Raw genomic sequence first — 13926 nt, 5'->3', positions numbered from 1 at the left:
GAAACGGTATAAGTTAGACAGCTTCAAGAAGTAACTCCATATTTATTCGTAATCAAAAATACACTTAACAAACTTACTACTGTACTAATTATAAATATAAAACTGTAACCCATTGTACTTGCCAACATTCCGCTCAAGACTGTGGCAGCAATTCCACCTAAAAACATTACAGAAACTTGAATTGTGTAATCAGTAGCGGCTGTATTTTTTTCACATCTATCCATCATGGCACTGAGTAACGCAGTATATGCCATACTTTGGGTTGAATTAACTACAATACAAACTGTATAAAGTACAATTAAACTACTCATACCAATGGCAGGAATAACATATAGAAGTGTTGTCAGGGCTGCTATTAGTCCAAATATAATTAGAGATTTTGCCCTCCCTAATTTGACAATTACTAAGCCGGCAATCAAGGCACTAAAAATACGGGCGCTATAGCTCACTATTCCTAAAATCCAACCAATATCTGGTAAAGACAAACCCCTATCTACCAAAAGTGGGCGAATCATCAGACTAGTTACACTATCACCCATCATATATAGCAGGACAATAAAAAGCCAAGGTAATGCTTTTGGACGTGATAAAAAGCTAGCAAATGGTTGAAAGTATGACCTAAAAAAGGTTGAATTTTCTAGTTGATGCTGACTTTTTTCTCTATAAATTAATATGGGAACTAAGTTTACCAGCATAAATATCGACATAGTAATTAAACTATATCGCCAGCCAATTTTATCTAGGAGAATGAGCATTACCCCACCACCAAGAATTGCGCCGAAAATATTCCCTCCAGATTGAATTGCATTCCCTAATCCACGTTCTTGAGGTTCGAGTAAATTGACTGCCAACGCATCAGTAGCAATATCTTGACTTGCTGAAAATAAAGATGCTAGAAACATACAAGTTAGTAATGCGTTTAAATTATCTTGAATGTCCAGAAAAGCCGTTACTAACATGGTTGAAATCAACAATAACTGAAAGCAAATAATCCAACCGCGATAATGCCCTAGTTTGCCTAAACGGTAGCGGTCAATGAATGGAGACCAAAGAAATTTTAATCCTGATGGTAGAATTAATAAACCTAGAAATCCAATCAAATCCAGCGACATTTTTTGTTGTCGCATGAAAACGGGTAATGCTTGAATAAAGAATGTCGTCGGGATAAACTGACAGATATAAAGTGTGGCGAGTAAAATCAGTTTAGGAAACATATTAGCACTTAGAAAAGGGCAAAATGGCGACAGAAATAATGTTTACTGTCGCCTCCAAAATCAAGATTAAAAACTCGCACTTACTCGCACACCATAAGTTACCGGGTCGCCAAATCCCGCAGTTACATTAGGTGGTGGGAATAGGAAACCAGAGGTAATATAACGAGTATCAAACAAGTTATTTGCATATAGATAAATGCCATATTTTTCGCCCTCATAACCAATCCGGGCATTTACTAGTGCATAGGGGTCTTGCTTCACTTGGTTAGCATCATCAAAGTAAGTTATTCCATAACCGCGCAATTCTGCACGGGCAAAAATACCACCGGGACTACGATATTGAACGGCTAAATTGTAGGTTAATTCCGGTGCGAAAGGAACGCGGTTATTGCTAAAGTCTCCATTTGTGAAAGGATTTCTATAGTTTTTAAATTTGCTGTCCACGTAGCCAATACCAGCAATTAAATCTAGTCCTTGTAAAGGCTTGGCTTTGAGTTCAAATTCTAAACCTGTGACTTTGACATTTGCATTGGTAACGTTTCTAAAAAAGCCAAAATCATCGGTCAGCAGCACTTGGTAGTTATCAACATCGCTTTGAAAAATAGATAGATTTGCACTCAGTCGGTCATCTAACCAAGAAGATTTTAAGCCTACTTCGTAAGTCCAGGTGGTTTCTTCTTGAAATCGGCGTGTATCTTCTGTATCTGCACGGTAGTTAAATCCACTTGGTCTGTAGCCTTTAGCTATTGTGGCGTAAGCCATTAAATTGGGATTGAAGCGATACTGTAAGCCAAAGCGGGGGATAAATGCGTCACTATTAAGGGTAGCATTGCGTACTTCTGCGGTGGGTGGATTGACTGTACCATCAGGATTGACAAAAACACGGCGACGGTCGAGTTCAGCGTCAGCAGTTTCATAGCGCCAACCTGCAAACAAAGTTAGTGGTGCAATTGGTTTGTAGTCAATTTGTCCAAATATGGCGTAGGTTTGACGATTTTGTTCTGCGGAAACGCGATCGCTTCCTGGGGCTGGTACGCCAAAGGCTACTGCACCAGCATCAGTATATTTAAAGGTGTCATCTAGAACATTAAAATTCCGTGACTCGTAATATCCACCAAGCAACCACCGCAAACGGTCGGCACTTTCAGGGGATTGGAGGCGAAATTCCTGTGACCACAGGGTCGAATTGATACCAATAATTTGCTGTAGCAAATCACCGGGGAAATTGTCACCCACCAAGGTATTTTGATTGCTAAATCGCCTGCTGGTAATAGACGTAGCCCGAAATCCATTGCCGTTGTAGCTAATTTTTAGCGCCTGGGTATTAGTGCTGAGGCGATTGAAACCATCAACTTCTTGGGAAACTTGAAAAGGGTTTTGTGCGTTTTGTCGAGAAAAGGTAGGATTGCCATTATCGTTGTCACTGGCATAGGCGTTAAACGATATATTCCACTCTGGTGTGGGTGTCCAGAGAATTTGAGCGCGTCCTGTGAGTTGCGATCGCTCTCCGATTGGCTTATTCAGAAAGATATTGTCAAATACGCCATCTCGTGCGTTGTATGCGCCTGCTAGTCGAAATGCCAGTTTATCGGGAATAATGGCATCACTGAGGGATAATTGCAATTCCCGGTTGTTGTAGCTACCGTAAAGGGCGCTAATTCGCATCTCTGGCTGATTACTTGGTGGGCGAGAAATTACATTCACCACCCCAGCCGGACTACTTCTACCATAGAGGGTGCTTTGGGGGCCTCGCAAAACTTCTACCCGTTCTAAATCAATCAAACCAACATCTAAAAAGCCGCCATAATCGAAGGGAACATCATCAATGTAAAAGCCAACGGTGTCTTGATTGGCTAAAAAGTTAAAGTTATTTAACCCCCGCACACTGTAGTAACTAAAATCAGCACTCCCCGCAGTGGTGGGGAGAAAACTAAAGTTGGGTGTGTTGTTGGCGATATCTTGGAAAGAACGAATTTGAGCGTCTTCGATTTCTTGTTGAGGAATTACCGTCAAGCTAAGGGGGACATCTTGCGCGTCTTCGGGGCGTTTTTGGGCGGTTACTATCAATTCAATGTCTGGGGAAGTAGGAGTAGGAGTAAGGGCGATCGTTAAATTATTGGATTGATTCACCACCTGGATTGGTGGTAGATTTCCTGGGGATGAGATCGTTACACGCACCGTGTTGTTAGATTCCTCCTGTGTTACCGTCACATAAGAAATACCATCAACTGGTGTGTCTTCCCGAAATACCTTTCCTTCTGGTAAAGCTAGTATTGCATTGGGGATATCTGCAATAAATATATTGCCTTCTTGAAGAGTTTCTGGTGCAGATATTTCTCCATCTGGAGTTTCGAGAATTAGCTCGAAATTATCGTCTGTACGATTGATTCGCACACCAGTAATCTTGATTTGTGGAGGGGTTGGTGCTGACTGTGCTAGCCAATCTTTAACACTCGTTGCTGGACGCTGAATATCACTGAGTTGAGGAATATTTGTAATTAATCCAATATCCTTTGTGTTTATCGGCTTCTCTTGTGCATTTGCTTTCTGGGTTATCAGCAAGCAAATCGTACTTGCTATACCTAGATAGATATACTGATTTAGTTTCAAGGCTGCCCCACACTCCACAAAAACCACACCGCAAGACTGAGAACGCAACTCTTAAGTGTTCCGCCTCCAGACTTTCAGTAAGATTGTTTACTTCATGGAGTAGGCTTGTCAAAAGACAATCTGTCAAAGACTATCAATATTTCTATCTGAGACTATGAATACATTAGTTTCCGTATATCTGGGGATCAGAGGAATTTCTAATAAGAACGGGGCGTGGGGAGTTGTGTGTGTGTATTCGCTATATTTATTCTCCCCAGTCCCCAGTCCCTAATCAATCGATATTGACTGAGGGCCACTGGCTTTGCCATTATGGGCTTCAGTTACGGGAAAAGAGTAACTGTTAACGCCTCTTTGCTTATCCAGCCAGCTTTTAACAGGATCATCAGCTAAGTTGAGTCTCAACACCCCAGAGGCAAATCCACCCAAAAATGAGGCTGGATGTTGGACTAATTGTTTGAATATTGGTGACAGTTCATCAATGAACATTTAAATTTCTCCTGATAGTTGGTGTAAAAATATCAAATCTTCATTAATCTTAACGTGTAAATTCCAGGTAGGTTTTCAGAGAAGTCAATAGTCATTACTGTTGACTATTGACTATTGACTCTGGAATTAATTCGGACTTTGTTCAGGCATCATGCACTTATCAGAGTCACAACCTGCTGGGCCGACTTCCATCAAATCGCCGAAATCGTAGCGACTTAAGACGGCGTAAAAATCATCTGTTTTGCGCCGTTGTATCACCTCTGCCACCATCTGCTCATACTGTTCTTTTGAGATTGGCTCAAATGGGAGACGGGGGAAGGTTTGGTGGTCATCGAATCTGGCGAGGAGTGCTGCACTAATGTAGCCTTCATCATTTTGAATGGCTTGCCAGATTTGCGTGCCTAAGGTTTCAACTTCGTGTTCTCGCACCTCGATGGTTGCAGATGTGTTGTGGGTGACGTAGAATTTCTGCACCTGCATATAGAAATCCATTTGGGCGATCGCATTAAATTTGCTGATGTCGATGGTATCAGCCCCTGGTATATCCGCCCAAGATACAGCTACGGGGATTTCTACTAACCATTCGCTTACCCGTGGATCTAACGGATCGTTCAGCAAATTACCCTGTTCATCCTTGTCTGACTGGGAAGGTATAACGTTGTAACCGTAGTCAATACAAGCCAAAGCCACTGGATCATTTTTGCGGAATGTAATCCGACGAATAAATCTTTGGGCTTTAGGTGGATGCCAACCGGGACTTGCACCAGTTAATAAAGACTTTGTACCACTAGGTTGGACGGTGGTACAGCGATTTGGACGCTTAATGTTGTGGCGATCGCAATAATCCCAGACAACACGCTGCACAATCTCGCGCCAAGAACTAAGATATTTCTCTTCCTGGTGTTTAAATGCCAATCCTTGGGGCGTTGCTGGTCTTCCTTCCTCCCACCATTGCAGCCACTCTGCACCAAAAGCATGGACAAAGAAATCAAATAAACCAGTGAAAGAAACACCGACAATGGGGTCTAGTTCCCGACTATATTGATAGCGCGGTTCTGGGAATTGATGATTTAACAGTGTTGCTACAGATAAAGCCCCAGCAGTGAAGGCCTCCTCTTGTTCTTTGTAATTAAATGGGTCAATTTGATTTAAGTGTATTTCCGACAAATTACAGTGAAAATTACTACCTATTATTTCTCCGCACGGATTTAAACCATAACGAGCCAAACGGTGTTCTAGTTCTTTTTCATCAAAATGAGGGTGTCGTTTTTGCAACCATTGTTTAGCAGTTCCCTGTTCGTAAGCCTTGAGGAACTCTACTTTCAAAGCTTGTGTCGGTAGCAAATCAATATTGGCTCTAGCTACAGCTTCACCAGCCCATTGAATCGCCCCTTCACCACTGTAGTATTGTTTACGTACAGCATCAACGCACTCTTCTAATGTGGGCTTGCGGTGAAAGACTCTGGTGTGGTTCGCCATCCGCAAAGAATCACGCTCAGGATCAATGCGCCATCTGCCGTTTTCATCTTGCTGCCATAAGTTATCTTTGGCAGTTGCCCCTAATTGGTCATCGGATATGAACTGTCTCATGCCTGCGCTTCTTCTGATGTTGCCTGCAACAATTGTTACAGCGCCTTCGTCAATCAACAGACAGCACTCTACAGAATTTAATTTTCTGCCTAAGGCTTTGTTGAGAATGGCGGCACAACGCTGATAAAGTCCAGGTAATTTTACAGGATTGGCAACACCACCAAAGCCGTTGAGGGTTTCCCCGGATTGGCGCACGTCGCTAACATCAACGAATACTTGTACTTCATCAGTAAATCTTTCATCTGTGGATAGTTCCAAAAGGGCTTGATAGGATTCAACCCAACCCTCCCGACTATCTCCAACGTAGATAGTAGCGCTATTGCCTTCTATATGGGTTTGTGTATATTCACGACGTAAATGTTTAGGAGTAGTACCAATTTCCCCTTTAACAATGATATTCAGGCGATTACGAATGGGTGGCAGTTGATTAATATATTCCGGTTCGATGACAGCTCCCGTGCCACAGCCCATCATCGCTAGGTTCATCATCAACCCGAAGGCTTTCCAGTCTTGGAGGTTGGTGGATGTGCAGTTATACGCACCGGAGAAGTTTTTGGATTTATTGATCCAATCTGTACCGCCCACCCACAACCAGCGTCCACTGGGTAAAGCCGTTAAATTACGCTGTGTCTTGTCTAAAATTGCTACTTCTTCTGGACTCAGCTTACCTAATTCGATTAAATCTTTGAGAGTGCGATCGCATACCTCATCCCACGTTTCCCTTAACCCCGCTTCTGTACGGCGGCTATAGGTTCTAAAAAATACCGGATTGGCAGCTGGGGCAGATTCAGGAAACCTTGCACTCTGACGTTTTCTCTCAAGCTCACGAACCATAAATCAAGTCTTGTTGCTTGTTAACAGATTACGACTATACGCCAAGTAGATTGAGGATAAAAGATTGAAAAATTTGCCACTTTACGCTAGGCCAGTGCTGTACAAATTGCCACATAAGTTTATGGTGTATAATAACTTTTCCTACCCAGAAAGTTTATATACTGAGTTGTAATTATCAACAGTAATAAAGAGTGAAAATGATAGGCGATAGGGAAAATTTAACTTAATCTCTACTTCCATTCAAATAACAAATTTTAGTAATAAGCAATATATATCAATCTAAAATAAGGCAAAATCACACACCTTACGGTAAATCTGACATTAGCTGATTGCCATCAAACTTAATTAACAAAGGAAAAGAGTAATATAAATTACGAATTACCAATTATTTAATATGTCTCTAGCTCCTTGGCGAAGCGCGATCGCCCATGCCCTCCATCGTAACCGCAGCTTGGTTTACTCCCGCTACTTACAATTAGCCACAGTCAAAGCAAACGGTCATCCGGCTAATCGGACTATTGTATTTCGCGGTTTTTTGGCAGATACCAACCAATTAAAATTTATTACCGATGCTCGTAGTGAGAAAATCGACCAAATTCAGCAACAACCTTGGGCAGAAGCTTGTTGGTATTTTCCCAATACCAGAGAGCAGTTTCGCATCACAGGACAATTAACTTTAGTGACAAGTGATGAATCTCATCCTCATCTCCAACCAGCCCGGATTGGCACTTGGCAAGAACTGAGTGATGCTGCACGCTTGCAGTTTGCTTGGCCTCGCCCCAGTCAACCAAGAGATGAGGATCAGGCAGCCTTTAACCCACCGCCACCAAATCCCCAGCAACCAGTACCTAATTTTTGCCTACTAGTATTAGAACCCACCCAGATAGACCATTTGGAATTACGAGGTGAACCACAAAACCGTTACCTTTATCGTCGTGATCATAACCAAGAGTGGACTATCCAAGCCATTAACCCGTAATGGGGAGTGCTGAACCCTAATAGGAATTACGCACACTGTCTGTTGAGACCGGGTGTAAGGGTATAGGGGTGTAAGGGTGTAAGGGTTTCAAAAGACAATTAGCGGGAGCTTGTTGGCGCAGCCTTGCCATAGGCTATTTTTAATTTAGGACTCACGTACTGAACCAAAAAACCCTGATTTTGACTATTGACTATTGACAAAAAAGCCAGAAAATTAGTAACACTGCGTAAGTCCTGGAATTGTTAAATGCCGGCACCATCTAGAAACTCTTGAATTGCCTTATCTCTGAGGTTGCACCACTGGGAATCGTGGGATATCTCTGCTTCTTGTGAACTTGCAGCAACCAAAACCGGAACTTTAGCAGCAGATTGATTATTTTGTAAGGCTTGTATTTGTTGTTCTAGCGATTCAATGCGGTCAACCAAAGCACGAATTGCTTGAGCTTCCGAGTCTGGTAAATTGTTATGTTCTAGGGGGTCAACTCTTCCACCAGAACGATAAACAATGCGCCCAGGAATACCTACAACAGTACAATTGGCGGGTACATCCCTAAGGACAACAGACCCAGCACCAATGCGGACGTTATTTCCGATTTGAAGATTGCCCAGTACCTTAGCACCAGCACCAACAACAACGTTTTCGCCTAAGGTAGGGTGGCGTTTACCGCTTTCTTTACCCGTTCCCCCAAGGGTGACACCTTGATAAATCAAAGCATAGTCTCCCACGATCGCAGTTTCACCAATAACCACACCCATACCGTGGTCAATAAATACACCTCGTCCAATTGTGGCACCAGGGTGAATTTCAATACCTGTCAAAAACCGAGCTATGTGAGAAATTAAGCGGGGAATAAATGGTAACCCAAGACGATACAGCCAGTTAGCTACCCGATGGAATAATAAGGCCTGCAAACCAGGGTAACAAAACAAGACTTCCAGCAAATTACGAGCAGCCGGGTCACGTTCAAAGATGATACGAAAGTCAGCACGCAGTATAGATAGCACGAGATAGCACCCTCGGAAAGCATAACAAGGTACTATCCCATAATATCTTTAATAGGGATTGGGTATTGGGTATTGGGTACTGGGGATAAAGTAAATGTTGTCTCCCCTGCTCCCAACTTATTGCTGTACAGTCAAAGTGTAGTTAGTTTTGACTCCAGAGTGGAATTTACCTATCCAAATTCGATATGTTCCAGTTTTCCAGTTGATATCGTCAATACTAGCGTCTTTACTCTTTCCTGTATCGTCACCACAGCGAATTGTGGTGTCGTCTGGCCCTTGAATTAATAGGGTAGTATCTTTCCCGCCACTATTGATAAATAATTTTAGGCGCGGAAAGTCCTTTTCCAAAACCATTATGTGATCCGGCTTAGGGTCAGCAAAGCCAATGCAGGGTTTTCTTGAGCGATCGCGGTTACTAATAGCAGACAATGAATAAGAGCCACCTGTATAACCGGAAACCTTCCCCTTTGCCGGTTCAAACCCTGGTGATAGGTGAAGTGTGGCAAAATTAGCCGTCTGGGCGATGACAGGTGTAGTAATAACGGTAGTGACTATAGCCAACAGGCAACCGCCTCGCCACTGAAGTCGAGGGCGACAATACTTCATAGCAGCCCTCCAACAGGCTCTAATAATAGTTTAGTTTGGTACTGATATATACATATTCTATTGAAAAAGTTTCGGAAAAATATAAACAGTTTGTGAAACCTTTGAATGTGGCACAAATTATACCAATTCAAAATTCAAAATTAGGAAAGCCAAACAGGATAGAGGTTTGGGAGTATGTATCTGTCACATTCTTTTGGCAAATTGGTATCACGTATTTACTGTTAGTATCAATTATATTTCTTTCATAAAGATTACAAGTTTTCACACCATTTTTATTAGAGTATATTCTTTGCTTGATAAATGCTGATGAGGGAAACTTCACTCAGAAAAGTGAAAACCATTAAAAAAAGAGGTATGTTTCACATTTTGATTAATTGCTGGGATTCCAGATAAACTCTCCTGTTTTATTGATATAGCCAGGCTTGCCATCAACATATACCAAAGCCAGTTCATTTGTAAAACTCAAAGCCAAGTCAAACTTTGGCTGGATTACCATCCTACCTTGAGTATCAATGTAGCCGTACTTATTATCAATTTTGACGGCTGCTAATCCTTCAGCAAATTTTGTGACTCTATTAAATTCAGCAGCAATTACTATCTCACCATGAGGATTGATATAACCCCATTTTTCACCGATTTTTACACCTGATAAGTTCAATGTAAATTCCCACACATCATCAAATTCTGGTGGGATAACAAGCTTAGCAGATGTATTAATGTAACCGTATTTACTACCAATTTTAACTGCTGCTAAGCCTTGGGAAAAAGGTAAGGCTTCCTCAAAATTTGGTTGTACAACTATATGTCCTTGAGAGTTTATATAACCCCATTTATTCTTGATTTGAATTGCTGCTAATCCTTCGTTAAAGTGTAGAGCTTTATCATATTGTGGCTGAATGACTAATTTGCCACTAAAGTCTATATAACCCCACTTATCATCAACTTTAACTGCTGCCAGACCGTTCCTAAAAGCTAAAGCTTCCTCAAATTGAGGTTGGATAACTAATTTTCCGTTAGGGTTAATGTAGCCATATTTATAATCAATTAATACTAAAGCGAGTCTGTTGGAGAAAGCAAAAGCTAATTGAAACTGTGGAGGTATAATCTGTTTACCAGTAGTGTCAATATATCCATATTTATCATCAATTTGAATCTGCGATCGCTCGTCGATAAAGCCCCAGGCTAAATCAAATTGCGGCTCAATAACTATTTTTCCGGTTTTGTCAATAAAACCATACTTGCCATTTTTAAGAATACGAAAAAGTGGACTTGTCACACGCCGAGATGCTAATGATTGATTAGGGGTTGGCTTTTGTCCAACAATGATACTTAATGCTTGTACTTTTGGATGATAAATCCCAATTAGCTCATTTATCACCGTCAAATAGAGAAAAAGACAAATATATTTCTGCATTATTGATATGCAAATATTTTAGTAATATTATATTTATTGACTCATCTCTTGTAAAAATTGTTTTCTTGCATCAATAATTGAAGGCATTAAAACACAGCTTACCAATAATTCTATATCTAAATTCGGGAATAATTCACTTTGAGCGATTTGCTCATAATTCTCATTTTTGAGATGATATAATAGTAATTGATTGTTTTCCCAAAACCAAACTTCAGTAATATTGAACCGCTTGTATTTTTCTAGTTTATCAATACTGCCACTGGTAATATTGACTTCAATTGCTAAGTCGGGATTTTCTTTTTTTTCTCCGATGTAATAAGATTCATCAGGTTCAAAGGATGCACTTTTTTCTTTTGCCCGTCGCGTAGCACTACCTACTGGAATAAGATTGATACCTATTTCACAAGAGTATAATTCTAGTAAAAAACCCAGAATGGTTTTAATCATTTCGTGTTGTTCACCAAGAGTCATAAATTCAATGCACCCATCAAGATAAGTTATTCGCAAACCTGCTGCATCTGCGGTTAAAGTTTCTATTGTCTCTAATTCTTCCCAGGTATAATGACCTGGTAGGAGAAATCTCTGTTCTGAAATAGTGGTGTTTTTATTTAAGATTTGAAGTGTCATAGTTATTGCTAGTAGAATAGGTTAGACAAAAATTTTATTTAGGTAAAGACTGAAATTTCCATTTTTGATCTATGTAAAAATTTTAAAATTATTGAATTTTTTGTATAAAAATTAAGCTTAATCAAGAATGAGTCAGTAGCCTGAGCAATTTGTTTGTAAATGGAACAAATATTTAACAAATTTAATATTCTTAGCCACTGGGATTAGTAATATTATAAAAGCTTTTGTCTGACTCGGTAAATGGCTGGACTTTTCTAGCTCCCCTTGTAACCAAGCGATCGCTGACTCTTCATTAGGTGCAATCGCTTGACTAAATCAATGATCAATTTGGAATAAAATACTGCCTTTAAGCGTTCCAGGCTCATTACCGTAACTACTGAAGGTGAGCGATCGCAAATTCTCAAAGAATGGTTTTCCTACTAATTCTATGAGCTTAAGTATGGGTATTTGCTGCTCTACTAAGTTTTGACTTTTTGACCAGTCCAGATAGACATAACCTTGATTTGGTTGGGGAATGGTAGCGATACTATCTTGGAAGTTGCGATTATTGATTAAAGATTTGTCCTTGTCCGTAAAAACCTCATAAATGGTTGCTAGGTCAGAGGTGAAAATTTCATAATTGCCTAAGGTTGTATGTACCCCTTTTACCTTGGCTTCTACTGTAAATGATGGTTTGTTTTTGCCATCAGCTTTTTGAGTTGCAGTGGTTAATTCTGTCCAGGCGACGACTGTTTGCTTGTCCAGTTGAATTGTATTAGTACTGAGTCCTTGAGATGAGGCGATCGCATCTAAACGCCCAATAGCTTCTGGTACATTTTCTGACTTTTCTGTCACAAAAACCCAGTCAGGAATGCTTTGTCCAGCACGGGGGATTAGTGCAACGGCGTATTCTCCCTGTACCCAGCTAAATATATCTTGTCTTAAATTGATACCCCGACTTTTCTGCACATCAGTTAATGGTTGCACCAGTCGGGAAATTATATCTGTTCCGGAACCAGAGATAGCGGTTTTTGCTTGTGTCCAGAGTTTGGCTAAATCGCCGTCACCCAAGTTATCTAAGTGGGAACCAGAAATGACCAGCCCTGCTGATGCGGGAATATATCGTAATGCGCCTACAGGTTTAGATAATGGGGGTGATGTTGGCACAATTTCTGATGAAGTGAAGAAGCTGGTTTCTGCCAAGATTCCCTGAGGATTTAAAATGAAAGCGACGATTTCGCTATCGTAGGTTGGTTCTGGTAAATCTAACCCTTGCCATTGTGCCACTAGAGGGAGATTGAGAAAAGCCGTGGCTAAAGAACCCTTAGGTATTTGTTTGATAGATTTTTGGTATTGGGAAGAACTCAGTAAATTTAAGTCTGGAGCCTGGACATTATTAATAGCATCACGCAATACTTTAGGATTGTTAGCGAATAACACAAAGTTATCAATTACTGCACCAGCCAGAGAGTCGGACTCTGGTAGCGAACTGTCATAGATAACCTTTGCGCCTTGATATTCTTCCGTTGCTAAGTTCGCTCCGGCTAACACCCGTTTGGAAAACAATAATTGCAGAAATTCCTGGCTTTTCTCTGGTTTGCTAGTGGCTAGCGCCATCAGATAGCCTGGCTGTCTACCGTTCTCCGGGTCACGGTCAATATCTAGGGTAGTGACAGCCAATGTAATTTCATCTTTTAGCCAAGGTTGAATGTCTTGTTTGTAATCTATGCCACTCTTAGCCAATAAGCTAGTTTTGAGCTTAGATATTTCGCCTGAACTGTCGAAAGATTGTAACTTATCAGGGTTCGCCAGCAATGAAACTGTTACAGGAGCGAGCTTCGATATAAATACGGCTGCATTAGGTTGAGAATTAGACGCGACAATATTAACCGGACTTTTAGCAAAGAACCAGTAAAAGCCTGCGATCGCCGCTACAATCAAAGCGATCGCCCCAGCAATAATAAAACCAGAAAATGAGCGTTGTGTGTTCATTAGTTATTTTGTCAGTTGTTAGAGACGCGATTAATCGCGTCTGTACAGTTGTCAGTTGCCAATAGTTTTCTCTTTCCCCCCTGCTTCCCCGAAGTTCGCCCGGAGGGAAACCCTCCTTGCGACTTCTCTTCCTGCTTCCCCTGCTCCCTACTCCCCACTCTTCCCCTTTTCTGTCAACATAAATAATATAGGATTGTTTACTAAAACCTCATGACTGGGAATACTTCTGGGCAACCAATGACTCAAATTAGTGTAAATGAATTAGCTGTATATCTTGCTAATGAAGATGCAAATATTCAGTTAATAGATGTACGGGAACCGCAAGAGTTAGCGATCGCCCAAATTCATGGCTTTGTCAACTTACCTCTGAGTGAATATGCTCAGTGGTCAGAAAAAGTCCCAACTATGTTTAATCCAGAAGCAGAAACCCTTGTATTATGTCACCACGGTGTCCGTTCTGCTCAGATGTGTCAGTGGTTAGTATCTCAGGGATTCACCAATGTCAAAAATATTGCTGGTGGTATTGCTGCCTACTCTCTTCTAGTTGACTCCTCAATTCCCCAGTATTAGCGGCTTATTAGCTCATTAAAT

Annotated in this window: 11 protein-coding genes; 2 read left to right on the top strand and 9 right to left on the bottom strand. The window is 41.0% G+C overall.

Annotation, left to right across the window (positions count from 1 at the left end; translation table 11 throughout):
• Nucleotides 1–23: 23 nt before the first annotated feature.
• From GSQ19_RS13660 to nrdJ, 4 genes are all read right to left on the bottom strand, one after another.
• A complete protein-coding gene (locus GSQ19_RS13660; protein WP_011318486.1) occupies nucleotides 24–1214 on the bottom strand; it encodes an MFS transporter in 1191 nt (396 codons plus the stop codon).
• A gap of 66 nt (nucleotides 1215–1280) precedes the next feature.
• Nucleotides 1281–3842, bottom strand: a complete 2562-nt coding sequence (locus GSQ19_RS13655) for a TonB-dependent receptor domain-containing protein (RefSeq protein ID WP_011318485.1) — start codon at nucleotides 3840–3842, stop codon at nucleotides 1281–1283.
• A gap of 249 nt (nucleotides 3843–4091) precedes the next feature.
• Entirely contained in the window at nucleotides 4092–4310 is a 219-nt protein-coding gene (locus GSQ19_RS13650; RefSeq protein ID WP_011318484.1) for a ssl0294 family protein, read from the bottom strand.
• A gap of 126 nt (nucleotides 4311–4436) precedes the next feature.
• Complete coding sequence (gene nrdJ, locus GSQ19_RS13645) at nucleotides 4437–6734, bottom strand: ribonucleoside-triphosphate reductase, adenosylcobalamin-dependent (protein ID WP_011318483.1); 2298 nt, start codon at nucleotides 6732–6734, stop codon at nucleotides 4437–4439.
• Between the two features lie 394 nt (nucleotides 6735–7128).
• On the opposite strand from nrdJ, the gene GSQ19_RS13640 reads away from it, so the two are divergent.
• Nucleotides 7129–7713, top strand: a complete 585-nt coding sequence (locus tag GSQ19_RS13640; protein WP_011318482.1) for an Npun_F5749 family FMN-dependent PPOX-type flavoprotein — start codon at nucleotides 7129–7131, stop codon at nucleotides 7711–7713.
• Between the two features lie 242 nt (nucleotides 7714–7955).
• On the opposite strand, the gene cysE is transcribed toward GSQ19_RS13640, so the two are convergent.
• The 5 genes from cysE to GSQ19_RS13615 all read right to left on the bottom strand — a co-directional run bounded on the left by cysE (nucleotide 7956) and on the right by GSQ19_RS13615 (nucleotide 13335).
• Nucleotides 7956–8717, bottom strand: coding sequence for a serine O-acetyltransferase (cysE, locus tag GSQ19_RS13635; protein ID WP_011318481.1), 762 nt, complete (start codon nucleotides 8715–8717; stop codon nucleotides 7956–7958).
• Nucleotides 8718–8834: 117 nt separating this feature from the next.
• The gene (locus GSQ19_RS13630; protein WP_011318480.1) at nucleotides 8835–9323 is read right to left on the bottom strand and encodes a hypothetical protein; all 489 of its coding nucleotides are present in this window, start codon (nucleotides 9321–9323) and stop codon (nucleotides 8835–8837) included.
• A gap of 370 nt (nucleotides 9324–9693) precedes the next feature.
• Entirely contained in the window at nucleotides 9694–10737 is a 1044-nt protein-coding gene (locus GSQ19_RS13625; protein WP_011318478.1) for a WG repeat-containing protein, read from the bottom strand.
• A gap of 33 nt (nucleotides 10738–10770) precedes the next feature.
• The gene (locus GSQ19_RS13620; RefSeq protein WP_011318477.1) at nucleotides 10771–11364 is read right to left on the bottom strand and encodes a Uma2 family endonuclease; all 594 of its coding nucleotides are present in this window, start codon (nucleotides 11362–11364) and stop codon (nucleotides 10771–10773) included.
• Nucleotides 11365–11679: 315 nt separating this feature from the next.
• Complete coding sequence (locus tag GSQ19_RS13615) at nucleotides 11680–13335, bottom strand: DUF3352 domain-containing protein (protein ID WP_011318476.1); 1656 nt, start codon at nucleotides 13333–13335, stop codon at nucleotides 11680–11682.
• A 210-nt stretch (nucleotides 13336–13545) separates the two neighbouring features.
• Between GSQ19_RS13615 and GSQ19_RS13610 the strand changes: the two genes are divergently transcribed.
• Complete coding sequence (locus GSQ19_RS13610) at nucleotides 13546–13905, top strand: rhodanese-like domain-containing protein (protein WP_011318475.1); 360 nt, start codon at nucleotides 13546–13548, stop codon at nucleotides 13903–13905.
• Nucleotides 13906–13926 lie beyond the last annotated feature (21 nt).

The sequence above is a fragment of the Trichormus variabilis 0441 genome (assembly GCF_009856605.1).
Taxonomy (GTDB): Bacteria; Cyanobacteriota; Cyanobacteriia; order Cyanobacteriales; family Nostocaceae; genus Trichormus; species Trichormus variabilis.
Note: the sequence above shows the minus strand (reverse complement) of the source record. Positions and strands in the feature narration are given on the sequence as shown.

Coding starts and splice junctions, on each gene's coding strand:
- GSQ19_RS13650 (WP_011318484.1), bottom strand. CDS start 4,310: ATGTTCATTGATGAACTGTCACCAATATTCAAACAATTAGTCCAACAT.
- GSQ19_RS13620 (WP_011318477.1), bottom strand. CDS start 11,364: ATGACACTTCAAATCTTAAATAAAAACACCACTATTTCAGAACAGAGA.
- GSQ19_RS13615 (WP_011318476.1), bottom strand. CDS start 13,335: ATGAACACACAACGCTCATTTTCTGGTTTTATTATTGCTGGGGCGATC.
- nrdJ (WP_011318483.1), bottom strand. CDS start 6,734: ATGGTTCGTGAGCTTGAGAGAAAACGTCAGAGTGCAAGGTTTCCTGAA.
- GSQ19_RS13640 (WP_011318482.1), top strand. CDS start 7,129: ATGTCTCTAGCTCCTTGGCGAAGCGCGATCGCCCATGCCCTCCATCGT.
- GSQ19_RS13660 (WP_011318486.1), bottom strand. CDS start 1,214: ATGTTTCCTAAACTGATTTTACTCGCCACACTTTATATCTGTCAGTTT.
- GSQ19_RS13630 (WP_011318480.1), bottom strand. CDS start 9,323: ATGAAGTATTGTCGCCCTCGACTTCAGTGGCGAGGCGGTTGCCTGTTG.
- GSQ19_RS13610 (WP_011318475.1), top strand. CDS start 13,546: ATGACTGGGAATACTTCTGGGCAACCAATGACTCAAATTAGTGTAAAT.
- GSQ19_RS13625 (WP_011318478.1), bottom strand. CDS start 10,737: ATGCAGAAATATATTTGTCTTTTTCTCTATTTGACGGTGATAAATGAG.